Origin of the sequence: Bacillus safensis FO-36b (assembly GCF_000691165.1) — a bacterium.
Classification (GTDB): domain Bacteria; phylum Bacillota; class Bacilli; order Bacillales; family Bacillaceae; genus Bacillus; species Bacillus safensis.
Map to the genome: position 1 here is coordinate 503,976 of NZ_ASJD01000001.1, position 24,012 is coordinate 527,987.

The 24,012-nt window shown below is 42.8% G+C and carries 30 protein-coding genes and 2 riboswitches; of the genes, 27 read left to right on the forward strand and 3 right to left on the reverse strand.

The features are described 5' to 3' along the window. Positions 1-93: 93 nt before the first annotated feature. A riboswitch (glycine riboswitch) is annotated at positions 94-200 on the forward strand. Between the two features lie 3 nt (positions 201-203). Next, a riboswitch (glycine riboswitch) is annotated at positions 204-298 on the forward strand. A 103-nt stretch (positions 299-401) separates the two neighbouring features. The 3 genes from gcvT to gcvPB are packed head-to-tail and all read left to right on the forward strand — an operon-like array spanning position 402 to position 4,330. Then, positions 402-1,514 carry a glycine cleavage system aminomethyltransferase GcvT gene (gcvT, locus tag BA81_RS02590; protein ID WP_034280232.1) on the forward strand — a complete coding sequence of 371 codons (1,113 nt, stop codon included), beginning with the start codon at positions 402-404 and terminating at the stop codon, positions 1,512-1,514. Between the two features lie 16 nt (positions 1,515-1,530). Further along, complete coding sequence (gene gcvPA / locus BA81_RS02595) at positions 1,531-2,877, forward strand: aminomethyl-transferring glycine dehydrogenase subunit GcvPA (protein ID WP_034280234.1); 1,347 nt, start codon at positions 1,531-1,533, stop codon at positions 2,875-2,877. Beyond that, positions 2,870-4,330, forward strand: a complete 1,461-nt coding sequence (gene gcvPB, locus BA81_RS02600) for an aminomethyl-transferring glycine dehydrogenase subunit GcvPB (protein WP_034280236.1) — start codon at positions 2,870-2,872, stop codon at positions 4,328-4,330. The genes gcvPA and gcvPB overlap by 8 nt, the downstream gene beginning before the upstream one ends. A 44-nt stretch (positions 4,331-4,374) precedes the next feature. Here gcvPB and BA81_RS02605 read toward each other — a convergent pair whose 3' ends face one another. Further along, on the reverse strand, positions 4,375-4,755 hold the full coding sequence (locus tag BA81_RS02605; protein ID WP_024422963.1) for a rhodanese-like domain-containing protein: 381 nt from the start codon (positions 4,753-4,755) through the stop codon (positions 4,375-4,377). 219 nt (positions 4,756-4,974) lie between these two features. Here BA81_RS02605 and BA81_RS02610 point away from each other — a divergent pair, with 219 nt between their 5' ends. The 3 genes from BA81_RS02610 to BA81_RS02620 all read left to right on the forward strand — a co-directional run bounded on the left by BA81_RS02610 (position 4,975) and on the right by BA81_RS02620 (position 7,311). Further along, the gene (locus BA81_RS02610) at positions 4,975-5,811 is read left to right on the forward strand and encodes a lipoate--protein ligase family protein (RefSeq protein ID WP_034280239.1); all 837 of its coding nucleotides are present in this window, start codon (positions 4,975-4,977) and stop codon (positions 5,809-5,811) included. 85 nt (positions 5,812-5,896) lie between these two features. Continuing rightward, positions 5,897-6,331, forward strand: coding sequence for a transcriptional regulator MntR (gene mntR / locus BA81_RS02615; protein WP_024422961.1), 435 nt, complete (start codon positions 5,897-5,899; stop codon positions 6,329-6,331). Between the two features lie 104 nt (positions 6,332-6,435). Then, the gene (locus BA81_RS02620) at positions 6,436-7,311 is read left to right on the forward strand and encodes a patatin-like phospholipase family protein (protein ID WP_024422960.1); all 876 of its coding nucleotides are present in this window, start codon (positions 6,436-6,438) and stop codon (positions 7,309-7,311) included. Here the strand turns inward: BA81_RS02620 and BA81_RS02625 are convergent. Next, positions 7,308-7,703 (reverse strand): SA1362 family protein, encoded by a 396-nt coding sequence (locus BA81_RS02625; RefSeq protein ID WP_034280242.1) that lies wholly within the window; start codon positions 7,701-7,703, stop codon positions 7,308-7,310. The genes BA81_RS02620 and BA81_RS02625 overlap by 4 nt on opposite strands. Before the next feature lie 38 nt (positions 7,704-7,741). After that, positions 7,742-8,698 (reverse strand): DUF1385 domain-containing protein, encoded by a 957-nt coding sequence (locus BA81_RS02630; protein ID WP_034280243.1) that lies wholly within the window; start codon positions 8,696-8,698, stop codon positions 7,742-7,744. 223 nt (positions 8,699-8,921) lie between these two features. Between BA81_RS02630 and BA81_RS02635 the strand changes: the two genes are divergently transcribed. The 21 genes from BA81_RS02635 (at position 8,922) to BA81_RS02735 (ending at position 23,879) form a co-directional block, all read left to right on the forward strand. Then, complete coding sequence (locus tag BA81_RS02635; RefSeq protein ID WP_034280245.1) at positions 8,922-9,449, forward strand: YqhR family membrane protein; 528 nt, start codon at positions 8,922-8,924, stop codon at positions 9,447-9,449. Positions 9,450-9,557: 108 nt separating this feature from the next. Next, entirely contained in the window at positions 9,558-10,001 is a 444-nt protein-coding gene (gene aroQ, locus BA81_RS02640; RefSeq protein WP_034280247.1) for a type II 3-dehydroquinate dehydratase, read from the forward strand. Continuing rightward, positions 9,998-11,059 carry a M24 family metallopeptidase gene (locus tag BA81_RS02645; RefSeq protein WP_034280249.1) on the forward strand — a complete coding sequence of 354 codons (1,062 nt, stop codon included), beginning with the start codon at positions 9,998-10,000 and terminating at the stop codon, positions 11,057-11,059. Before aroQ ends, BA81_RS02645 begins: the two co-directional genes overlap by 4 nt. 25 nt (positions 11,060-11,084) lie before the next feature. Then, positions 11,085-11,642, forward strand: coding sequence for an elongation factor P (gene efp, locus BA81_RS02650; protein WP_007501192.1), 558 nt, complete (start codon positions 11,085-11,087; stop codon positions 11,640-11,642). A 170-nt stretch (positions 11,643-11,812) separates the two neighbouring features. Further along, the gene (locus BA81_RS02655; protein WP_024422953.1) at positions 11,813-12,094 is read left to right on the forward strand and encodes a YqhV family protein; all 282 of its coding nucleotides are present in this window, start codon (positions 11,813-11,815) and stop codon (positions 12,092-12,094) included. A gap of 66 nt (positions 12,095-12,160) precedes the next feature. Continuing rightward, positions 12,161-13,084 (forward strand): stage III sporulation protein AA, encoded by a 924-nt coding sequence (spoIIIAA, locus tag BA81_RS02660; protein WP_034280251.1) that lies wholly within the window; start codon positions 12,161-12,163, stop codon positions 13,082-13,084. After that, complete coding sequence (spoIIIAB, locus tag BA81_RS02665; RefSeq protein ID WP_024428003.1) at positions 13,078-13,593, forward strand: stage III sporulation protein SpoIIIAB; 516 nt, start codon at positions 13,078-13,080, stop codon at positions 13,591-13,593. The genes spoIIIAA and spoIIIAB overlap by 7 nt, the downstream gene beginning before the upstream one ends. A gap of 19 nt (positions 13,594-13,612) precedes the next feature. Next, the gene (gene spoIIIAC / locus BA81_RS02670) at positions 13,613-13,819 is read left to right on the forward strand and encodes a stage III sporulation protein AC (protein ID WP_003153142.1); all 207 of its coding nucleotides are present in this window, start codon (positions 13,613-13,615) and stop codon (positions 13,817-13,819) included. Next, positions 13,816-14,229 carry a stage III sporulation protein AD gene (spoIIIAD, locus tag BA81_RS02675; RefSeq protein WP_087978339.1) on the forward strand — a complete coding sequence of 138 codons (414 nt, stop codon included), beginning with the start codon at positions 13,816-13,818 and terminating at the stop codon, positions 14,227-14,229. Before spoIIIAC ends, spoIIIAD begins: the two co-directional genes overlap by 4 nt. Before the next feature lie 19 nt (positions 14,230-14,248). Further along, positions 14,249-15,442, forward strand: coding sequence for a stage III sporulation protein AE (gene spoIIIAE / locus BA81_RS02680; protein WP_034280254.1), 1,194 nt, complete (start codon positions 14,249-14,251; stop codon positions 15,440-15,442). Positions 15,443-15,456: 14 nt separating this feature from the next. Next, positions 15,457-16,089, forward strand: coding sequence for a stage III sporulation protein AF (gene spoIIIAF, locus BA81_RS02685; RefSeq protein ID WP_034280256.1), 633 nt, complete (start codon positions 15,457-15,459; stop codon positions 16,087-16,089). Next, positions 16,082-16,753 carry a stage III sporulation protein AG gene (spoIIIAG, locus tag BA81_RS02690; protein ID WP_034280258.1) on the forward strand — a complete coding sequence of 224 codons (672 nt, stop codon included), beginning with the start codon at positions 16,082-16,084 and terminating at the stop codon, positions 16,751-16,753. Before spoIIIAF ends, spoIIIAG begins: the two co-directional genes overlap by 8 nt. Continuing rightward, a complete protein-coding gene (locus BA81_RS02695; RefSeq protein ID WP_034280770.1) occupies positions 16,753-17,385 on the forward strand; it encodes a SpoIIIAH-like family protein in 633 nt (210 codons plus the stop codon). The genes spoIIIAG and BA81_RS02695 overlap by 1 nt, the downstream gene beginning before the upstream one ends. A 194-nt stretch (positions 17,386-17,579) precedes the next feature. Then, complete coding sequence (gene accB, locus BA81_RS02700) at positions 17,580-18,062, forward strand: acetyl-CoA carboxylase biotin carboxyl carrier protein (protein WP_034280261.1); 483 nt, start codon at positions 17,580-17,582, stop codon at positions 18,060-18,062. Positions 18,063-18,073: 11 nt separating this feature from the next. Then, a complete protein-coding gene (accC, locus tag BA81_RS02705) occupies positions 18,074-19,423 on the forward strand; it encodes an acetyl-CoA carboxylase biotin carboxylase subunit (protein ID WP_024422945.1) in 1,350 nt (449 codons plus the stop codon). A gap of 25 nt (positions 19,424-19,448) precedes the next feature. Continuing rightward, the gene (locus BA81_RS02710; RefSeq protein WP_034280262.1) at positions 19,449-19,856 is read left to right on the forward strand and encodes an Asp23/Gls24 family envelope stress response protein; all 408 of its coding nucleotides are present in this window, start codon (positions 19,449-19,451) and stop codon (positions 19,854-19,856) included. A 210-nt stretch (positions 19,857-20,066) separates the two neighbouring features. Next, positions 20,067-20,462: a transcription antitermination factor NusB gene (gene nusB / locus BA81_RS02715; RefSeq protein ID WP_012010530.1), complete on the forward strand. Its 396-nt coding sequence runs from the start codon at positions 20,067-20,069 to the stop codon at positions 20,460-20,462. Between the two features lie 11 nt (positions 20,463-20,473). Continuing rightward, positions 20,474-21,325: a bifunctional methylenetetrahydrofolate dehydrogenase/methenyltetrahydrofolate cyclohydrolase FolD gene (folD, locus tag BA81_RS02720; RefSeq protein WP_024422943.1), complete on the forward strand. Its 852-nt coding sequence runs from the start codon at positions 20,474-20,476 to the stop codon at positions 21,323-21,325. Between the two features lie 70 nt (positions 21,326-21,395). Continuing rightward, positions 21,396-22,742: an exodeoxyribonuclease VII large subunit gene (gene xseA / locus BA81_RS02725; protein ID WP_034280263.1), complete on the forward strand. Its 1,347-nt coding sequence runs from the start codon at positions 21,396-21,398 to the stop codon at positions 22,740-22,742. After that, positions 22,739-22,999: an exodeoxyribonuclease VII small subunit gene (locus BA81_RS02730; protein WP_003215880.1), complete on the forward strand. Its 261-nt coding sequence runs from the start codon at positions 22,739-22,741 to the stop codon at positions 22,997-22,999. The genes xseA and BA81_RS02730 overlap by 4 nt, the downstream gene beginning before the upstream one ends. Next, positions 22,983-23,879, forward strand: a complete 897-nt coding sequence (locus BA81_RS02735; protein ID WP_285857062.1) for a polyprenyl synthetase family protein — start codon at positions 22,983-22,985, stop codon at positions 23,877-23,879. The genes BA81_RS02730 and BA81_RS02735 overlap by 17 nt, the downstream gene beginning before the upstream one ends. Positions 23,880-24,012: the final 133 nt, after the last annotated feature.

Consider the following 24,012-nt stretch of genomic DNA (forward strand, 5'->3'; position numbering starts at 1 on the left):
ATCCATTTCTAATGGTAGGATGTTGATAAGTGATCTAGAAAATAAGTCACCCATTTTGATAGTATGTCCAATAAATGTGAAAAATATGAGCGGATGATGGTAAGGGGAGAGACTTGGCGGTTATTTTGCACTGGCAGGCGCCGAAGGAGCAAGCTGAATGATTCAGTGAATCTCTCAGGCAAAAGTACTCTTACCGGACGCAACTCTGGAGAGTGTTTGCTTAAGGGTTTTAGCAAACCACCAAAGGGGAAAACGCACAAGGATATTGTGCTGTAAACTTTCAGGTGCAAGGACAGAGACTTCTTTTTGATAAAAGGGAGCGCTCTGTCCTTTTTTGCTGTGATTTTTTTCTGAAAATTCAGCTTGCATTTGCACTGTAAGAAAAAAGGGGGAAACGATTGATGTTGAAACGAACACCGCTTTTTCATGCGTATGAAACGTTTGGCGCAAAAACCATTGACTTCGGGGGCTGGGAATTACCTGTCCAATTTTCTTCCATTAAAGAAGAACATGAAGCTGTTCGAACAAAAGCAGGGCTTTTTGATGTGTCTCACATGGGTGAGGTGGACGTCAAAGGTCAAGATGCCCTTCCATTTTTACAAAGGTTATTAACCAATGATGTGTCTAAGCTGACAGACGGTAAGGCACTATATACAGCGATGTGTTATGAAGATGGCGGAACGGTAGATGACCTGCTCGTCTACCAAAAAGAAAAGAATCACTATTTACTTGTCATCAATGCATCAAATATCGATAAAGACGTGGATTGGCTATTGAAGCACCAAGAGAAGGATGATGTATTGATCAAAAATATTTCTGATCAAACCGCCTTGCTAGCGCTTCAAGGACCTCTTGCAGCTGACATCATCAAAGAGGTGGCAGATGAAGAGGTGGCAGATGAAGAGGTGACATCGCTTAAGCCATTTACGTTTTTATCAAAAGCTGAGGTCGCAAATAAAGAAGTGCTCGTTTCCAGAACAGGCTACACAGGTGAAGACGGCTTTGAAATCTACTGCCAGTCAGAAGATGCGGTCCACCTTTGGTCAGCTTTATTAGAAGCGGGGCAGCCAAAAGGACTCATTCCATGCGGACTCGGTGCACGTGACACCTTGAGATTTGAAGCAAGACTTCCGCTTTATGGCCAGGAGCTGACAAAGGATATCTCTCCATTAGAAGGCGGCATTGGTTTTGCTGTCAAAACGGATAAAGAAGCTGATTTTATCGGAAAAGCTGCACTTAAAAAACAAAAAGAAGAGGGACTGAAACGAAAGCTTGTCGGCATTGAAATGATCGATAAAGGGATACCGCGTACAGATTATCCAGTCTTTTCAGGAGAAAAGCAGGTTGGGATTGTGACAACAGGCACTCAATCCCCAACATTAAAGAAAAATGTCGGGCTTGCTTTGATCGAAACCTCAGTGGCAGAGCTTGGGGCAGAGGTGGAAGTACAAGTTCGCAAAAAACGTCTAAAAGCCAAAATCGTCGCAACACCATTTTATAAAAGAGCCAAATAACGAGGGGGAATAGAGGATGAAGCACAGGTATTTGCCGCAAACAGAGCAAGATCAAAAAGAAATGCTGGATGTCATCGGCGTTCAGTCGATTGATGAGCTTTTTTCAGATATCCCAGAGAAAGTTAGATTCAAAGGAGCATACAACATCAAAGAAGCCGCATCTGAAACAGCGCTTGTCAGGGAATTATCCCGACTAGCTGCAAAGAATAAGGATACAGTTTCATATGCATCGTTTCTTGGTGCAGGTGTATATGATCATTACCAGCCTGTCATTGTCGATCATGTGATCTCACGCTCTGAATTTTATACTGCGTATACACCTTATCAGCCGGAGATTTCGCAAGGTGAATTGCAAGCGATCTTTGAATTTCAAACAATGATTGCTGAGCTGACGGGTATGGATCTTGCCAACTCCTCGATGTATGATGGCGGGACGGCACTTGCTGAAGCGGCAATGCTCGCTGCGGGACATACAAAGAAGAAAAAAGTGGTTGTTTCTGAAACGGTTCACCCTGAATCAAGAGCGGTGCTGAAAACATACGCCAAAGGACAAAACATTGAAGTTGTTGAAGTGCCTGCGAAAAAAGGGCAGACAGATCTAGCTGCATTGGAAAAGACGGTCTGCGATGATACAGCAGCAGTTCTCGTGCAATATCCAAACTTTTTTGGTGTAGTCGAGCCGTTAAAAGACATTGAACCCATTGCACATAAAGGAAAAAGCCTGTTCATTGTCTCTAGCAATCCCCTCGCACTCGGACTATTGACGCCTCCTGGAAAACTCGGGGCAGATATTGTCGTTGGTGATGCGCAGCCGTTCGGCATCCCGGCTGCATTTGGCGGACCTCACTGCGGATATTTCGCCGTGACGAAAAAGTTGATGAGAAAAGTGCCAGGTCGTTTAGTCGGGCAGACAGAAGATGAAAATGGTGTTCGTGGATTTGTCCTGACCCTTCAAGCGCGTGAGCAGCACATTCGAAGAGATAAAGCGACGTCAAATATTTGCTCAAACCAAGCATTAAATGCATTAGCTGCTTCTGTTGCCATGACGGCACTAGGGAAAACAGGCATAAAAGACATCGCCTATCAAAACGTGCAAAAAGCCCATTATGCCAAGTCGCAGGCAGAAAAATATGGACTGCAGGCGGATGTAGAAGGAGCTCATTTCAATGAATTTGTGATCAAGTTACAGGAGCCTGTGAAAGAAGCCAATAAACGATTGCTTGAAAAAGGAATCATCGGCGGCTACGACTTGGGGCTATACTACCCAGAGCTTCAGCAGCACATGCTTGTAGCCGTGACAGAGCTAAGAACAAAAGAAGAAATTGATACGTTTATCAAGGAATTGGGGGATCGCCATGAATAAACAAGATCAGCCGCTTATTTTTGAATTATCTAAAGAAGGAAGAATTGGGTACAGCCTGCCTGATTTAGATGTACCTGAACAGGAGATCCCGTCTTTATTTGATGAGACGTACATCCGTGATGAGGAAGCTGAGCTTCCTGAAGTATCTGAGCTTGATATTATGCGTCATTATACAGCATTATCAAGACGCAATCATGGGGTCGATTCCGGATTTTATCCTCTTGGCTCATGCACGATGAAATATAATCCAAAGATTAATGAAAAGGTTGCACGGCTTGCAGGGTTCTCACAGGTTCATCCGCTACAAGAGGCAGACACTGTGCAAGGTGCATTAGAATTACTATACGATCTAGGTGAACATCTTGAAGAAATTACGGGAATGGACGCTGTGACATTACAGCCTGCGGCAGGAGCACATGGCGAGTGGACGGGACTCATGATGATCCGTGCGTATCATGAAGCAAGGGGAGATCATCAGCGTACAAAAGTCATTGTGCCTGATTCTGCTCATGGAACGAACCCGGCATCTGCGACAGTCGCTGGATTTGAAACCATTACCGTCGCATCTGACGAAAACGGGCTTGTTGATTTAGAAGATTTACGCCGCGTTGTTAATGAAGAAACAGCTGCTTTAATGCTTACAAACCCGAATACACTCGGCCTCTTTGAAGAAAATATTTTAGAAATGGCTGAAATCGTTCACGGAGCTGGCGGTAAGCTTTATTATGACGGAGCCAACTTGAACGCTGTTTTAAGCAGAGCAAGACCAGGAGATATGGGATTTGATGTTGTCCACTTAAATCTTCATAAAACCTTTACAGGCCCGCACGGAGGCGGAGGTCCTGGCTCAGGTCCTGTTGGCGTTAAAAAGGAATTAATTCCTTATTTGCCAAAGCCAGTGCTTGTGAAGAAGGAAGGCCGTTTTTACTTTGATCATGACCGTCCAGAATCAATTGGGCGCGTGAAGCCATTCTATGGCAACTTTGGCATTAACGTCAGAGCTTATGCGTACATCCGCTCTATGGGGCCAGACGGTTTAAAGGCTGTAACCGATAATGCCGTGTTAAATGCGAACTATATGATGCGCCGCTTAAGTGCTCATTATGATTTGCCGTTTGATCGTCACTGTAAGCATGAATTTGTTCTTTCAGGTAAACGTCAGAAAAAATTAGGTGTGCGGACACTGGATATTGCCAAACGATTACTTGATTTCGGCTATCATCCGCCAACGATCTACTTCCCGCTCAATGTAGAGGAATGTATCATGATTGAACCGACTGAAACAGAATCAAAAGAAACACTTGATGCATTCATCGAAGCAATGATTCAGATAGCGAAAGAAGCAGAAGAGAATCCTGAAGTGGTGCAGGAAGCGCCGCATACAACGGTTGTCAAACGTATGGATGAAACAAAGGCCGCACGGAATCCAGTTCTCGTTTTTGAAAGAAAATAAAGAAAAAAGACTCAGGGGGAATCATGCTCCCAGAGTCTTTTTAGTTAGTTCTTCGTTTTAATGCGGCCGCCCCATTTTTTAAAGCCGCCTTTTAAATTATAAATCTCACGGCAGCCATTTTTACGTAAAGTTTGGGCTGCTTTTCCGCTTCTAAAATTATTTTGACAATAGAGATAAACAGGCTTGTCAGGACGTATTTCGTTTTTACGCTGCTTTAGCTGGGAAAGGGGGATATTTCTTGCCCCTAAAATATGTCCGCCTTCAAACTCATTTGGCTCTCTCACATCAATGAGCTGGGCTTTGCGGTAACCTTTAATAAATTCTTCTTCCGTCAGCGTTTTCATAATGCGCTGCTGATAAATGTAGCTGCCGATGGAATAAAGAACGAAAAGTCCACAAAGTGAGAGGACGATATAGTTGAATATTGACAATACAACTCGACTCCTTCTTGAGCATCAGCACAGTAGCCTGTCTGATGGTACGTTTTAGACAAATACTATTATAGTAAAGCATAAGAAACTTGTCATCATAAATGGTAAGAATTATTTTCAATTCCGTCCCTATTTGATAGACTGATGAAGAGAGAAAACCGGTGGTCACCACCATCATCTAACATTGACTACGTAAAAGAGAAGGGATTTTATATGCAAAAAGAGAAATGGTGTTTCATTGATTCAGGAAACCAAGACCCTGCCTTTAACATGGCAATGGACGAAGCTTTGCTTTATTGGCATAGTGAGAAGCTCATCCCGCCTGTTATCCGCTTTTATGGATGGGATCCGGCGACATTATCTGTTGGGTATTTTCAGAACGTTGAAAAAGAAATCAACCTAGAAGCCGTCAAGCGATATGGTCTTGGATTTGTCCGCAGACCAACCGGAGGACGGGGAGTACTTCATGACCAGGAGCTGACCTACAGCGTGATTGTGTCAGAGGAACATCCAGAAATGCCAGCGACGGTGACAGAGGCGTACCGCGTTATTTCAGAAGGCATTTTAGAGGGCTTTAAAGAGCTGGGACTCGATGCGTATTTTGCCATTCCTCGTACAGATAAAGAAAAGGAAAGCTTAAAGAACCCAAGATCATCTGTATGCTTTGATGCCCCTTCTTGGTACGAGCTTGTTGTAGAAGGCAGAAAGGTAGCGGGCAGTGCTCAGACGAGACAAAAAGGTGTCATCCTCCAGCATGGATCTATTTTAATTGATCTTGATGAGGACAAATTGTTCGATTTGTTCCTTTATCCAAACGACCGGGTGAGAGAGCGGATGCAGCGAAGCTTTAAAAACAAAGCGGTTGCCATCAATGAAATCTCAGACCGAACATGTACAATAGACGATGCGCGTGCTGCGTTTAAAAGAGGGTTTGAAAAAGGATTAAATATTGAGCTTGAACCTTATGAGCTGACAGATGAAGAATTAGCGTTTGTCCATCATCTCGCAAAAACGAAATATGCCTCAGATGATTGGAATTACAAGCGTTAAGCCGATGGACACTCCTTGTTTTTTAATGAACGATGGTGTAGAATTGGGTTGATTATTAAGTAAAGGTGCATTATGGAGGGGTTTTATGACTACACCTAGTATGGAAGATTACATTGAACAAATTTATATGCTGATAGAAGATAAAGGATATGCCAGAGTCTCTGATATTGCAGAAGCACTCGCTGTCCATCCCTCCTCTGTAACAAAAATGGTTCAGAAGCTAGATAAAGATGAATACCTCATTTATGAGAAGTATCGTGGTCTAATTTTAACCCCGAAAGGCAAAAAAATTGGAAAACGTCTCGTATACAGACATGAACTGCTAGAGCAATTTTTAAGAATCATTGGTGTAGATGAAGAGAAAATTTATGATGATGTAGAAGGCATTGAACATCATCTCAGCTGGAACAGCATTGACCGCATCGGCGATCTCGTTCAATTTTTTGAAGAAAACGATGAGCGATCTGTTCAGCTGAAAGCGATTCAAAAGAAAAACGAACAAACAAATCAAGAATCTTAATCAAAAAGGACACCCTCAGCATGGGTGTCCTTTTTGATTAAAGTTCTAATTGAAAGCAAAAGCTCCTACACTATTATTAGCGTGAAATCAAAGGGGGCTCCTTGATGAAGATAGATGGTGTGTTCTCAGGTGGAGGCATTAAGGGGGCAGCGCTTGCAGGTGCCTATGAAGCGCTTGAAGCGAGAGGATTTCAATTTGTCCGTCTTGCTGGTACAAGTGCTGGAGCAATCATTGCTTCACTCATCGCAGCAGGTTTTACAAGCCAGGAAATTCGAACGCTTTTAGATGAAATGGATGAGCATCAATTGCTTGATAGGAGATGTCAATTCATCCCGTTTAAAATGCTCAGGTGGGTATCCATTTACTGGCGTCTCGGTCTTTATAAAGGAGACCGGCTGGAAAAATGGCTGACCGATGTGCTAAAACGAAAAGGGGTCACCGTGTTTGGAGACCTCAAAAAAGATTCGTTGAAAATTGTTGCGTCCGATTTAACGAATGGAAAAATCCTCGTGCTGCCAGACGACCTTCCTTCATACGGCTTAAATCCAGAGCGGTTTTCCGTTGCGAGGGCCATTCGAATGAGCTGCAGCCTGCCGTATTTTTTCGAACCTGTCAAACTGAAGTCATCAAAAGGCATTTGTACCATTGTAGATGGAGGAGTGCTTAGCAATTTTCCAATTTGGCTGTTTGCTGAAGAGAAAAAAAGACCGTTCGTCGGTGTCACATTAACGCCAAACGAAAAAGAACGCCCTCAACACTCCATCCGCAATGCGTTTGAACTGTTTGGCGCTCTTTTTGAAACGATGCGTGGTGCTCATGACGAAAGACATATCGCCACAAAACACGAACGTCATATTATTTTTATTCCTGTAGAACACGTCATTGCCACTGATTTTCAACTCATGACAGAAAAGAAAAAGGCGCTCGTCGATCTAGGCAGACAGAAGGCCGAGCAATTTTTAAAAAGCTGGACATTTTAAAATAAGGCGCGATTCTTCTTTTTATTTTTCTTGCCTTCAATCACAGTCAAATGTGTTTGGCTTTTCTTTTTGAGAAGGACGGGCTTAGACTTGTGGTCAGTCGGCACGCTTCGCAGATGAGTGACCCGATTTTTCATCTGGCTTTTCGTTTTTGGCTTAGGCTGCTGGTAGCGACGTTTTGATTGTTTGACTGCTTTACGATAAAGATTACCCTCTGTTCCAGTTCTTCGATTCATCAGCCATCTAAATAGGAAAAATAGAGCCGCTCCAACGATCACAACAGACAGCAGCATGGTAAAAAGTCTGCCTGGGTTCGTTGTGAGTAAGTACACAAACCCCAAAACACCTAAAGCGAAAATAATGGTAAAAGCAGGATGTACTCGGCGATTCATAACTGTCCACCTCCGAAGGAATTTACCGGATTTATAAGTTAGATCACTTGATGAGCAGAATCTGACGCTTGTTTCAGTGACGCTTCCTCTAAACGAAGAAGTTCATTAAAACTTGCAATGGCTACCTCGACTTGATCGTCAGAAGGTTCTTTTGTTGTGAGCAATTGCAGCCAAAGGCCAGGATAGCCAAGCACTTTAAGCACAGGCACTTCTCGGAGTTTGTTCGTGAGCTGAAGCACTTCAAATGAAATGCCCAGAACAACCGGAATAAGTGCCAAGCGGTTCAGAACTCTCACCCATAAAGGATCTGTCGGTACGAGTAAATAGACGAACATCCCGACAATGACAGTGAATAAAATAAAGCTGCTGCCGCATCGATAATGCAGGCGGGATTGCTTTTGGACATTTTCCACTGTGATGTCAAGGTTCTGTTCATAGCAGTTTATGACTTTATGTTCTGCCCCATGATATTGAAATACTCTTTTAATTAAAGGGGTCATGGAAATAAAGTAAATATAGCCTAATAAAAGGATCAATTTGAAGAATGTTTCCACTGCGATTTGTGCGAAATTCCCTGAAAAGATTGGGCGCACAAGCTCTGCTAAAAAGACAGGTACCAGGGTAAAGACAAATTTACTAAAGAGTAGAGAGAGAACTCCGATCACAGCAATGCCGAAGATCATGGATAATTTCGAGCCTTTTTGTTCTTTTTCAAGAGTATGATCTTCAGAAGGATCTAAGTCATATCGCTCACTGGAGAAGTTTAAGTGCTTACTGCCGTTTGCGCTTGCTTCAACAAGTGCAGTAACCCCCCTGACAAAGGGAATTTTCTTGAGAAAGGCGGTTCGTTTATTGGAGGTCCGGGGAAGCTTTAAAAACTCAATGGACTGGTCCTTTCGCCGAATCGCTGTCACATAGTTCTTCTTACCACCGAACATGACACCTTCGACAACTGCCTGCCCTCCATAAGCTGGAGGTTTTGTTTGATTGGACATATTTCATCAACCTGCCTGTTTCCTGTAATTTACATGCATTTCCTTATACCTTTATTGTACAGGAAATGAGGGGAAATCACTAGCTCACAGGTCGATTATCTACTAGAATTCTATCTACCTCTTTTTAGCCAGTATACCCTGTTTTAAAAATTTTACACTCACGCATGGAAATCCTTTTTTTTCATGACATTTTGGACATACTACTTGCTGGAGGTGTTCACAAATGAAACGTGATGAAAAGAAAAACCAAGAAGAAAAAAATCAGTCCGTGCAAACGACATCACTTGTGGCAAGAGCGGCTGCTACAGGCTTTGTCGGCGGTGTTTTTTGGGGCTTTATCGGGTTTCTGACCCATGTGTTTCATTTTTCAGAGGTGAGTCCCAATATGCTGCTTCAGCCATTTGTACTTGGAGAATGGAAAAAGGGAGGACTTGGTACTTTTATCAGTATTGTGCTGTTAGGAATTTTATCGATTGGAGCCGCCTTTATTTATTTTGGGCTTTTAAAAAGGATCAAAGGCTTTTGGATGGGTTTAGTATATGGCGGGCTTTTATGGCTGCTCGTTTTTTACGTATTTAATCCCATTTTCCCAGATGTAAAGCAAGTACAAGAGTTGCAGCAAAGCACCATTGTCACGACATTTTGCCTATATATTTTATACGGCATGTTTGTCGGGTACAGCATTTCGTTTGAATATAATGAATTGACGAGTCAGAAGCTTGCGAGGGCACTCGGGAAAAAGACAGAATAAAGTGTAAATCACCTATTCATATGATAAAATATTTTTGGAAACGAAAGGTTTCTAAGGAAAAAGAAACAGATCTCGATATAGATTGAATTAGGGTGAAGGAGTGGTCATATGCCTCATTTTCTTGTACTGAATGGACCCAATTTAAATAGGCTTGGCAAAAGAGAGCCTGCTGTTTATGGAAGTAAGACGCTGACAGATTTAGAGACGGATTTGTTCCAGTTTGCAGAACGAGCAAACATCCAATTAACGTTCTTTCAATCAAATCACGAAGGGGATTTGATTGATGCGCTCCATGAAGCAGAAGATCAGTACGATGGTGTCGTGTTTAACCCGGGTGCATTTACCCACTACAGCTATGCGCTGAGAGATGCCATTGCAAGTATTTCTTTATCAGTCATTGAAGTACATATCTCAAATGTTCATAAGAGAGAGGAATTCCGCCATCATTCTGTACTTGCTCCAGTATGCCAAGGGCAAATCGTTGGGCTTGGCTTAGAAGGGTATAAATTGGCGATTCGTTATTTAGTCAGTGAAGGGGGAGCAGTATCATGAAACTTGAAAAACTAAGAACACTTTTAAGTGAATTAGAGATCGATGGCCTTGTCATTACAAGCAGTTTTAATTTACAGTATATGACCAGCTTTACCGGATCAGCCGGTCTTGCTGTCGTTTCAAAGGACCGGGCAGCTTTTATCACGGACTTCCGCTATACAGAGCAAGCGAAGGACCAAGTCAAAGGCTATGACATCATTGAACATAAAGGAAACATTGTGGAAACGGCTGCTCAAACGGCAAAGGAATTTGGAGTGAAACGCCTTGGGTTCGAACAAAACCATATGACATTTGCCACGTACCAGCAGTACGCAGCCAAAGCAGGCGGTATAGAGCTTGTTCCAGTCTCTGAATCAGTTGAAAAGTTGCGCTTGATTAAGTCTAGTGAAGAGATTAAGATATTAGAGGAAGCTGCGAAGATTGCAGATCACGCCTTTGATCATATTCTCACTTACATCAAGCCGGGCCTGACGGAAATTGCTGTCATGAACGAGCTTGAATTTTTCATGAGAAAAGAAGGTGCTGAAGGATCTTCATTCGATATGATAGTGGCCTCAGGTGTTCGATCAAGCCTGCCTCACGGAAGAGCGAGTGAAAAGGTGATTGAATCTGGTGATTTAGTGACACTCGATTTCGGTGCTTACTATAAAGGCTATTGTTCTGATATGACAAGAACGATTGCTGTCGGAACACCAAGCGACAAGCTAAAGGAAATTTATCATATCGTATTAGAAGCAGAAAACGCTGGTGTGGATAGAATCAAGCCAGGCTTAACAGGAAAAGAAGCTGATCGCATCACACGAGACATCATTGAAAAGTATGGCTATGGTCAATACTTCGGGCATTCAACCGGGCACGGGCTAGGTATGGAAATACATGAAGCGCCAGGCCTTTCCTCACGATCAGAGGTCGTCTTAGAAGAGGGAATGGTCGTCACAGTTGAGCCGGGGATTTACTTGCCAGATGTCGGCGGCGTGAGAATTGAGGATGATATTGTCCTGACAGCTGACGGCAATAAACGATTGACCCACTCACCGAAAGAACTTATCATATTATGATGGTGAAATGTAGGAGGATGACAAAATGATTTCAGTAAACGATTTTCGTACTGGCCTGACAATTGAAGTGGACGGCGGTATTTGGAGAGTAGTGGATTTTCAGCACGTAAAACCAGGGAAAGGCGCAGCGTTTGTTCGTTCGAAACTGCGTAACCTGCGTACAGGTGCCATTCAAGAAAAAACATTCCGCGCAGGCGAAAAAGTAGCGAAAGCTCAAATCGAAACAAAAACAATGCAATACTTGTATGCAAATGGCGATCAGCATGTTTTCATGGATACAAGCTCCTATGAGCAGCTTGAACTAAGTGAAGCACAAATTAAAGATGAGCTGAAATATTTGCTTGAAAATATGTCTGTTCAAATCGTGATGTACGGTGATGAAACACTTGGAGTAGAACTTCCAAACACAGTAGAACTAGAAGTAGTAGAAACAGAGCCTGGTATTAAAGGTGACACAACATCAGGCGGCTCAAAACCTGCAAAAACTGAAACTGGTTTAATCGTCAACGTTCCTTTCTTTGTGAACCAAGGAGATAAATTAGTGATTAATACATCTGACGGCTCATACGTTTCAAGAGCGTAATGAACGAAAAAAGACTGTAAACCTCGTGTTTACAGTCTTTTTTTATTGGAAAAATGACTCCTCAAGACAGGCCTTCTCTCAATTCTCTCATTCATCTCTCTTCCTTCCTGAAAAACAAGACTACATCCAGCTGGTCAAGCATATAGTGTAAAAAAAGCTGGAGGTTCTATATGAAACAATTTCTCCCAGGTCTACACCCGTCAGTCGCTGCAATGGCAGGCATGAGATTCTTATCCGCCGCGATTGAACTGACGGCAGCCATCCTTATTTTAATCACAAATGATGTACGGAAAGCGGTAGTCATCAATAGTATATTGGCAATCATCGGGCCGCTCATTTTTATTATCACGATGACGATTGGAATCTATCAAATTGCCGGGCAGCTATCCTATGCAAAGCTCGTGTTCATTTTCATTGGTGTCGTGTTTATTCTTGTTGGGATCTATAAGTGAAACGGCTTGGCATAATTAACGGCTCACATCATACATTTTAGAGAAGAAAAAAAGGAGGGGAATTCGTTGCGGAGTTTGTTGGATATTCTCCCGCACTCGATTGGACAAGAACTCAGGCTGCTGAAAGAGGCAGAATGGGCGCAAATAGAAGAAATCCGCATTCGCACGGATCGTCCTATCGAATTGATGCAGGGAGGAAAACCACGTTTCCTTTCTTATCACACCACCTGGGAAGATGCGTCTCAGCTATTAGGCAGGCTGAGCAATTACAGCATGTACACACTTGAGGAAGAGCTAAAACAGGGCTATATCACCATATCTGGCGGACACCGGGTGGGACTTGCAGGAAAGGTGATCGTTGAAAACGGATTCGTCAAAGGGTTAAGAGATATCTCTTCATTTAATATCCGCATTGCCAAAGAAAAAATCGGAATTGCGCTTCCTTTTCTTCCTTATTTATATGAAGAGCACTGGCACAATACACTCATCATCGGTCCCCCGCAAACGGGAAAAACCACACTGCTCCGGGATATAGCACGTCTTGCTAGTACAGGCACAAAAACCATTCCTCCTAGAAAAACAGGCATTATTGATGAGCGTTCTGAAATCGCCGGATGTATCAGAGGGGTGCCGCAGCACCATTTTGGCCACCGGATTGATGTACTCGATGCGTGCCCAAAGGCTGAAGGATTGATGATGATGATTCGGTCTATGAGCCCAGAGGTCATGATTGTCGATGAAATCGGAAAGAGTGAGGATGTAGAGGCACTTTTAGAAGCGATTCATGCCGGAGTCAGCATCATCGTCTCAGCTCATGGCTATTCACTTGAAGATGTATATAAACGACCTTCATTTAAACCGTTATGGGAGCTTCGTGTGTTTGAACGATATGTTGAATTAAATCGAAACAATGGGCCTGGCACGATCGGGCGAATGTACGGCGGGGACGGCCAAGAGATGAAATGGAGGCGGGGAGTGGACGTATGTTAAAGCTCATTGGCGCTATTTTCATTGTCGCGGCCACGACTTGGGGAGGATTCGAGTTTGCCAAACGATATAGCGACAGACCTAAACAAATTAGGCAGCTGCGGTTTGCTCTTCAGTCTCTTGAAGCTGAAATTATGTATGGTCAAACCCCTTTAGCACGGGCGGCAGAGCAAATTGCAGCGCAGGTAGGTCCTCCTGTCAATCAGCTGTTTGAACAATTTGCAGAAAAACTGAAAGTGGGGACTTTTTCTGCACGTCATGCATGGAACGAAAGTCTTGAGGATGTTTGGAAAAAAACCGTATTGAAAAAAGGCGAATATGAGGCGTTGAAGCACTTTGGAGAAACACTTGGCCAGCATGATGTCACTTCTCAGCAAAAGTATATCAAGCTTGCTTTAGGCCATTTGGAATCAGAGGAGAAAGAAGCTGAAATCGCCCAAGCGAAAAATGAAAAAATGGTCAGAAGCCTCGGATTTTTAAGCGGATTACTACTGATTCTTTTATTGATGTGAGAGGAAGGGAGTCGAGAGCATGGGCGTTGATGTAAACGTCATTTTTCAAATTGCCGGAGTAGGCATCGTCGTGGCCTTTCTCCATACGATTTTAGACCAAATGGGGAAGAAAGAGTACGCTCAGTGGGTGACGCTGCTTGGGTTTATCTACATTTTGTTTATGGTGGCAACCATTGTAGACGATTTGTTTAAAAAGATTAAAGCCGTATTTCTATTTCAAGGATAGGGGAGGGCTTACAAATCGAAATCATACAAATTGTTGGACTTGGTTTAATCGCTACTTTTTTAGCATTAATCGTCAAAGAACAAAAGCCAACCTTCGCCTTTATGCTTGTTGTGTTTACCGGATGTGTCATTTTTCTTTATTTAATTGATCAAATCTATGCCATTATCTCGATGATTGAAAAAATTGCAGCAAGTGCCGGCGTCAATATGAAGTATGTTGAAACCATATTGAAGATTATTGGCATTGCCTATATTGCGGAATTTGGCGCTCAGCTGACAAAGGATGCTGGACAAGGCGCCATTGCATCCAAAATAGAGCTAGGCGGCAAGATCCTCATCTTGGTGATGGCAGTCCCAATTTTAACAGTCATCATTGAGACGATCTTAGGAATGATCCCGTCCATGACGTAAATGAAAAGAGGTGATGACAATGAAACAGGTGACCGCTGTAATGGGATTGATGCTTTTCTTTTGGCTGATTGCTCCGCATGCAGGGGCAGAAGAAAAAGAACCTTTATCTAATGAACAGCCAGCAGCACAGGAAGTGGCGAATGGACAGGCTGATGAACTTGAGCTTCATTCCATCAGTGACTTTTGGGAAACCATTTTGGACGAGTATGGCGGCTTTTTGCCAGAAAGCCAAAAGGGCACAGTGAAGGAAATGATTGACGGCGATAAAGAGCTGTCTCCCCAAACATGGCTGAAAGCTTTTGTACATTACTTATTTCACGAGGTTATTGCAAACGGAAAGCTCCTAGGTACTCTGATTTTACTCACCATCTTTTGTTCGCTTTTGCAGCTTTTACAAAATGCATTTGAACAAAGCACCGTCAGCAAAGTCGCATATGCTCTTGTTTATATGGTGCTGATTATTATTGCACTAAACAGCTTTCATGTGGCGATTTCTTATGCCACAGAAGCCATTCAAACGATGACCAGTTTTATTCTTGCTCTTATTCCTCTTTTACTAGCGCTTATTGCTTCATCAGGCGGGCTTGTCTCAGCCGGATTCTTTCATCCCGTTATTTTATTTTTAATGAACACGAGCGGTGTTTTCATTCAGTATGTCGTTCTCCCGCTCATCTTTTTATCTGCAATATTGAGCATTATCAGTACGCTGACCGAACAATACAAGGTCACCCAGCTTGCCCAGCTGTTAAGAAATGTGGCAATTGGCGGGCTTGCCGTTTTTTTAACCGTTTTTCTCGGCGTCATTTCCGTTCAGGGTGCATCTGCGGCCGTTACGGATGGAATCGCTCTTCGTACAGCCAAATTCATTACCGGAAACTTCATCCCTGTCCTAGGCAGAATGTTTACAGATGCGACCGATACCGTGATCAGCGCCTCTGTTTTACTCAAAAATACAGTCGGACTAGTTGGGGTTGCCATTTTGATTTCAATTGCCGCTTTCCCGGCGATTAAAGTACTTTCGTTAGCCCTTATCTATAAGCTTGCTGCTGCCATCCTTCAGCCGTTAGGAGGCGGACCCATCATCAGCTGTCTTGATGTCATTTCAAAAAGTGTGCTGTATATATTTGCCGCACTTGCTGTTGTGTCGCTCATGTTCTTTTTAAGCATTACCGTCATCATTACTGCGGGTAACCTGACCATGATGATGAAGTAAGGAGGGGACACCTTTTGAGTTTTCTCACGGAATGGATCACAAGTATTATTCTCTTTATCTTATTTGCGATTGTTATTGATCTTCTGCTTCCCAATTCGAGCATGCAAAAGTATGCAAAAATGGTCGTCAGCCTGCTGCTCATCGTGGTCATGCTCAATCCGATTTTTGCTTTATTTCGAGCGGATCCTGATCAAATTTTTTCAGAATTGATGAAAGGGAAGGAAGAAGCGCAGTCAGAAGAAATAAAAAATCAGATGAATTTAGAAAAAAAAGAAATACAAGCCTCTCAGCGTGCATATATTTTAAAGCAAATGGCTGTCCAACTAGAAAAAAGCGCAAAGGAGCCACTGGAGAAGGAGAGCTATGAAATGAAACACGTAGAAGTGCTGGCTGATGAGGAGCATCTGGATCAGAATATGGAGGCGGATCAATTTCGCATCAAAGCAGTTCTTTCCCCGCTCACAGGTGATGCTGTAGAAACGGTGGCAAAGGTGGACATTGATCTCTCCAAGCAAAAGGAGGAAAGCGCTGGATCTTCTAGCAAAGAGATCACGAGGGTGAAAGAGACACTTGCTGATGTTTGGAATACGAGTCCTGAGCACATCGCGCTGAACATTGAGGGAGGTGACGCAGCAGATCATGAATAACAAGGACTGGAAACAAAAGCTGAAATCATTCTTCCAGCCGCCTGAAAAAGGTGAAGGGAAACCCAAATTAACGAAGCACCATTACTTGCTGCTTGTATTCATTATCGGCGTATCTTTCATGTTAGTCAGTCAGATCTTGTCACCGCCATCAAGCAAACAACAAGCTGCGGTTCCTGCTTCTAAAAAAACATCCTCAGAAGAGCAGGAGGTATTCAAACCGGCGTCCTCAGGTAAACCAAAGAATTCAATTGAGGACGTGGAGCGAGAATACGAAAATCAGCTGAAAGAAATTTTAGAGACCATTATCGGCGTTGAGGATGTATCAATCGTGGTCAATGTAGATGCAACGTCTTTAAAAGTGTTTGAAAAAAACAAATCCAATAAAAGTACAACGACCGAGGAAACAGATAAAGAAGGCGGCGTGCGAAGTGTCACCGATCAAACAAAAGAAGAAGAAGTCGTCATCATTAAAAATGGCAATGAAGAAACACCAGTCGTTGTTCAAACGAAAAAACCAGAAATCCGAGGTGTCCTCGTTGTTGCTCAAGGAGTAGACAACGTTCAAATAAAGAAAACCATCATTGAAGCGGTTACACGAGTGCTTGATGTACCGAGCCATAGAGTGGCTGTTGCCCCTAAAAAAATCAAGGAGGATTCGGAATGATGTTAAAAAAACAAACGGTTTGGCTATTAACGATGCTAAGTTTAGTTGTCGTATTAAGTGTGTACTATATCATGTCTCCACAGGGTGAAAATGCAGTGACAGTAGAAGATACGAAATCAAAAGGCACTGAAGAGAAAAAGGTTGAAACAGAAAAAGGGACGGATAAAGGAACGGAAAAAGGTGCTGATAAGAAATCCACTGACAAAGAAACAAACGGCAAACAAGAGGATATCGAAACAAGCGGTGAAGAAGGAAAGGCTGTGTCAGAGCAAACAGACGATGAGCTTTTTACAACATACAGACTAGAGCTTGAAGATAAACGAAGCAAGCAGCGCGAAGAATACAACGAAATTGTCTCCAGTGACGATGCAACAGCCCAAGAAAAAAGTGAAGCATACGATCAAATGACAGCGCTCAGTGAAGCAGAAGGAACTGAGCGTCAGCTTGAGACCTTGATCAAAACGAAAGGCTATAAAGATGCGCTCGTAAGTGCTGAAGGAGATAAAGTGAGTATCACGGTTCGTTCTGATAAAAAATCAAAATCTCAAGCGGCCGATATTATTGATATGGTCACAAAAGAAATGAGAGGTCTTGATAACGTAGCTGTCACTTTCGAGCCCACTAATCAATAAAAAAGAACTGGCGCCCTTTGCGGAAAAGGGCGTTTTTTGATGCGGCTTGACGCCCTCTCCAAGGTGCTTACGCGAGGCGCTTCGCCACAATAGTAGTTGAATTCATCGAAATCCTCCTGTAAGATGGTTATAGTATGTACTTTTAGTACTAGCCTATAATAAAAAGATAAATCCATACATAGGGGTGCAAATCCATGTTAAAAATCGAAGAAATTCATGAACTGATTAAATTAATTGACGACTCTACTATCGATGAGTTTACGTACGAAAACGAAGGTGCAAAAATCAAACTGAAGAAAAATAAAGAAGTCGTTCAGCAAGTTGCGGCACAAGCACCAGTGGCTCCTGTCCAAGCAGCTCCAGCTCAACAAGCTCCTACAGCACAAGCTCCAGCTCAGACCGAAGCCCCTGCACAAGAGGCAGCTGCGTCTGAAAATCTGCATAAAATCACATCCCCAATGGTTGGCACATTTTATGCTTCCTCTTCACCAGAAGCAGATCCATACGTGACAACAGGTTCCAAGGTGAAGGAAAACACTGTTGTATGTATCGTGGAAGCGATGAAACTGTTTAATGAAATCGAAGCAGAAGTAAAAGGTGAAATCGTCGAAGTATTAGCTGAAAACGGTCAGCTTGTAGAATTCGGACAACCCCTCTTTCTAGTGAAAGCAGAGTAAGGAGTACGATCATGATTAAAAAGCTATTAATTGCAAACAGAGGAGAAATCGCAGTTAGAATTATCCGCGCTTGTAAAGAGCTTGGAATTGAAACTGTTGCGGTATTTTCTGAAGCGGATCGTGATGCGCTGCATGTACAAATGGCTGATGAAGCATATTGCATCGGACCGACTGCTTCTAAAGATAGTTATTTAAATGTCACAAATATTGTCAGCGTAGCAAAATTAACAGGAACAGATGCCATCCATCCAGGATACGGCTTTTTAGCAGAAAATGCAGACTTTGCAGAGCTTTGCGAGGAATGTAATGTGATCTTTGTTGGACCAACTGCGTCAGCGATTTCCAAAATGGGAACGAAAGATGTCGCGCGAGAAACAATGAAGAATGCAGGCGTTCCGATCGTCCCTGGTTCTCAAGGAATTGTAAAAGATCTTGATGATGCTGTTTCAACAGCAGCTAGTATTGGGTATCCTGTGATTATTAAAGCAACTGCAGGCGGAGGCGGTAAAGGAATCCGCGTGGCTCGTACAGAAGAAGAGCTTATTAACGGAGTCACCATCACGCAGCAGGAAGCGGCGCAAAACTTTGGGAACCCTGGTGTCTATTTAGAAAAGTTCATTGAAGACTTTAGACATGTGGAAATTCAAGTGCTTGCAGATCAGCATGGCAATACGATTCATTTAGGAGAGCGTGATTGCTCGATCCAAAGAAGAATGCAAAAGCTTCTTGAAGAAACGCCATCACCAGCACTAAATGCAGACATCCGTGAGCAAATGGGTGAAGCAGCCGTAAAAGCAGCAGAAGCTGTTGAATATACAGGTGCTGGAACAGTCGAATTCATTTATGATTATAATGAAGAGAAGTTCTACTTCATGGAAATGAATACTCGTATTCAAGTAGAGCATCCTGTGACAGAAATGGTCACAGGTGTAGACTTGATCAAAGAACAGATCAAGGTTGCATCAGGTGAGAAGCTTTCACTTACACAAGAGGATGTCGTATATGAAGGCTGGGCGATCGAATGCCGCATCAATGCAGAGAACCCAGAGAAAAACTTCATGCCTTCAGCTGGTGAAATTAAAATGTATCTTCCGCCAGGCGGTTTAGGTGTACGAGTTGATTCTGCCGCTTATCCGGGCTATGTGATTCCGCCATATTATGACAGCATGATTGCAAAAGTGATCACATATGGTAAGACAAGAGAAGAAGCGATTGCAAAAATGAAACGGGCGCTTCAAGAATTCGTCATTGAAGGAGTCTACACAACGATTCCATTCCACCTTAGATTGCTCGAGCATGAAACATTTGTGAGCGGTAACTTTAATACGAAGTTTTTAGAAACATACCAAATCATGAAATAATCACAGCTTTCGGAGGTGAATGATCGTGTCAGAAAACAATTTGCTTGAAATGAACCTTGATGAAGATCAATTGGGAAAAGTGCAAATTGCACCAGAAGTGATTGAAGTCATTGCTGGGATCGCCGCTTCAGAAGTCGAAGGAATTGCCGAAATGCGTGGCAATTTCGCTGCTGATGTAGCAGAACGCTTTGGTAAGAAAAATCACCGTAAAGGTGTAAAAGTAGATGTCTCTGATGAAGGCATCACAATCGATGTGTATTGTGTGGTTGAATTTGGCCTATCCATTCCAAAGGTATCCACTGCTGTACAAGAAAATATCCGTCAAACCCTTTTGAACATGACTGCCTTAACAATTAATGAAATTAACATTCATGTCGTTGGCATTCAATTTGATACAAAAGCACCTGAAGCTGAAGTAGATCAAGAAATGTAAAAAAGGGTTCAAGTGAAACCAAGGAGGCATTGCCTCTTTGGTTTTTTAAAGCCCATTTTTGAGTAATTTCCGAATATTGATAACGTCACACGTTGATTGATTCGTTTTTCGTCACAGCTCGCATGGATCTTGGTGCGACCACGGTCAAAATATGTTATGATCTCTGTATGGCTTAACGACAAGCGGATAAAGTGGTTAAAGGAGTAAATAATGAAAAGAAGAACTGCAAGAGAAAAGGCGCTACAAACATTATTTCAAATTGATGTGAGCAATATTGATCCGAAAGAGGCCATTACACATGCGCTGGATGAACAAGAATCAGATCCTTTTTTCGAGGAACTGGTTTTCGGTGTGCTTGAACAAAAGGACAAGCTTGATGACATGATCTCACAGCATCTAGTGAATTGGAAACTCGACCGTATTGCAAACGTAGACAGAGCCATTTTAAGGCTGTCTGTGTACGAGATGGTGTATCAAGAAGACATCCCAGTTAGTGTCTCGATGAATGAAGCGATTGAACTCGCTAAATTATTCGGCGATGATAAAGCACCGAAATTTGTAAATGGTGTACTTTCGAACATTAAAAACGACCTAAAGCAGCAATAGGAGGATTCGACATGACAGCAACAATCATCGATGGGAAAGAAACAGCAAAAGAAAAGCGTGAACAATTAGCAAAAGAAGTAGAAGAGCTAAAACAAAAAGGAGTCACACCTGGTCTTGCCGTTATTCTAATCGGTGATGATCCGGCTTCACTTTCTTACGTACGCGGGAAGAAAAAAGCAGCAGAAGCTATGGGCATGCACTTTCAGCTTGATCATTTAGATGCTTCTTTAACAGAAGAAGAATTGCTTCAGCTGATTGATCAGTACAATGCGAACGATCAATTCCACGGGATTCTTGTTCAACTTCCACTGCCAAAACATATTTCTGAAAAAGCCGTCATTGAACGTATTTCACCTGAGAAAGATGTAGATGGTTTCCACCCATTAAATATCGGGAAAATGCTGCTTGGAGAAGATACATTCTTACCTTGTACACCAGCAGGCATTGTTGAATTACTGAACAAAACGGGTGTCAGTCTTTCTGGAAAAGAAGTGGTTGTTGTAGGGCGCAGCAATATTGTCGGGAAACCAGTGGGACAATTGCTGTTAAACGAAAATGCAACGGTTACTTACTGCCATTCAAGAACGGCAAATATTTCAGAACATACGTTAAAAGCGGACATTTTAGTTGTTGCCGTCGGTCGAGCAAACTTTATAAAAGCTGACCAAATCAAAGAAGGCGCAATTGTCATCGATGTAGGAGTCAATCGTTTGGATACTGGGAAGCTTGTTGGGGATGTTGATTTTGAAGAAGCGAAAGAAAAAGCTTCTTACATCACACCAGTCCCTGGCGGAGTCGGTCCAATGACGATTACGATGCTTGCACACAATACGGTTAAATCAGCAAAACGTACATTAGCATAAGCTTTATCCATTCATCCACCTGCATGCTGCCGGTGGATGAATGTGCGTTTTTGAAGAGGAGGAATACGTCATGAGTGAAAAAGCCTTTGTGACGGTCACAGCCCTTACAAAATACATAAAAAGAAAATTTGATGTTGATCCGCATTTAGAAGATATTTGGATTAAAGGTGAGTTATCCAATGTGAAGATTCATTCAAGAGGTCATGTGTACTTCACCTTAAAAGACGAAAACGCACGCATGCAAGCTGTCATGTTTCAGCGTTCCGCAGCAAAGCTGCCTTTTTCACCAAAGAGCGGAATGAAAGTGTTTGTACGCGGCGGGATTCAAGTATATGAACCAAGCGGCAACTATCAATTATATGCAAAAGAAATGCAGCCTGATGGTGTTGGTGCTCTTCATCTCGCTTATGAAGAGCTGAAGAAAAAGCTGGCAAGTGAAGGCTTATTTGATGCGCGCTATAAAAAATCAATTCCTGAATATCCAGAGGTTGTTGGTGTCATTACATCACCAACAGGAGCGGCTGTTCGAGATGTCATCACAACGATTAACCGGCGCTATCAGCAGGCGAAAATCATTGTGCTTCCGGCGCTTGTTCAAGGTGAAAATGCCATTCGTTCAATCGTAGAGCGGATCAAGGAAGCAAATGAAAAACAGCTCTGTGATGTCTTGATTGTCGGAAGAGGAGGCGGTTCGATCGAAGAACTTTGGGCCTTTAATGAAGAAGCTGTCGCAAGAGCGATCTTCGCATCAGACATTCCAATCATTTCTGCAGTAGGGCACGAAACGGACTTTACGATCAGTGATTTCACTGCAGACATGAGAGCACCCACACCAACAGGAGCAGCCGAGCTCGCTGTTCCAAGTACAGCCGATTTAATAGAACGAATCAAATCCATCGATATTCGGCTTACAAGGGCCGTAAAGAATCGAACTTCACAAGCGAAAGACCGTCTTGTGGCGCTGCAATCCTCTTATGCCTTCCGTTTTCCAAAACGATTGCAGGAGCAAAAAGAGCAGCAATTCGATTTGGTATTTGACCGTTTTCAAAAACAGCTGACGAGACAAATTGAACAAAAACGCAATCAACTAGACCGCCAGACATACAGGCTGAAGCCGCTTCATCCAAAAGAGCAGCTGCTTCAGGCGAAAAAACGCCACGCCAATGAAACAGAACAGCTCATCCGCAGCATGAATGTGCAAATGAAAACAATTCATTCGCAGTTCCAATCTGTTCTTGGTAAACTAAATGCATTAAATCCACTTCAAGTGATGGAAAGAGGCTACAGTTTAGCTTATAAAGACGATGAACTGATTAAAAGTGTAAACCAAGTCGATACGAAAGATCAGCTGGCTATCACCATGAAGGATGGACGTCTGATTTGTGAGGTTATTGAGAAGGAGGGGCAATCATCATGACAGAATCAAATAAACAAAAAGAAGAACAAATGACATTTGAAGAAGCGATGAAAGGTCTTGAGGAGATCGTTGGAAAGCTCGAAGAAGGAGATGTACCACTTGAGCAAGCCATTCATTATTTTCAAGAAGGCATGACACTTTCAAAGCTTTGTCATGAAAAATTACAGCACGTTGAAAAGCAGATGGATTTCATTTTAAAAGAGGACGGTGAGCTGGCTCCTTTCTCGGTGAAGGAGGCAGATGCTGGTGACAAGTAATTTGCAGGATTTTTTAACAACACGAAAACAGGCCATTGAAGGGTATTTATTTACATATGTTCAGGAATTGAAGATTCCAGAAGAACTAAAATCTTCAATGCTTTACTCTCTTGAAGCTGGAGGGAAAAGACTTCGCCCTGTTCTCGTTCTTGCTTTATTACATGCCTACGGAAAAAACGAAGAAGATGGCATACCGGTTGGCTGTGCTGTAGAAATGATTCATACGTATTCATTGATACATGACGACCTGCCTTGCATGGACGATGATGACCTTCGCAGAGGAAAGCCGACCAACCATAAAGTATACGGGGAAGCAACCGCGGTTCTCGCTGGTGATGCACTTTTAACGGAAAGCTTCCGCCTGATTACATCGCAGCTATCTAGCAGCGTCTCTCCTGACCAAAAGCTCAGAATCGTAGATGAGCTTGTGAGGTCAGCAGGTGCACTAGGAATGGTTGGCGGTCAATTTGATGACATGGAAGCAGAGCAAAAGCAAGTCCCGATTGCTGAACTAGAATCCATTCATGCCCGGAAAACAGGAAAGCTTCTCACATTCAGCGTCACAGCAGGTGCAATGCTGGCAGGAGCATCAGATGACGATATCGAAAAACTAAGAGAGTTCAGCTATCATATTGGCATTGCTTTTCAAATCCGTGATGACATTTTAGACCTCGAAGGTAGCGAAGAAAAAATAGGAAAACGGGTCGGCTCTGATACAGCGAATGAAAAGTCGACATATCCTTCTTTATTAACGCTTTCAGGAGCAAAAGAAAAGCTGCACGAGCACATCACACGTGCAAAAGAAATTGTCTCAAATCTTGAATTAGAGCAGCAATTGCTGCATGAGTTATGTGATCTGATCGCCTCAAGAGATCATTAAAAACAGCCTAGATTTGAGGGTCTTCGAGCAATTGTGGTAAACTGTAAACAGTTTATCATGATGAGACAACTCTTATTCCCGCTTGGTTTTCATAGGAATAAGGCATTATATATGTAGATAGAAATTTTGTTGA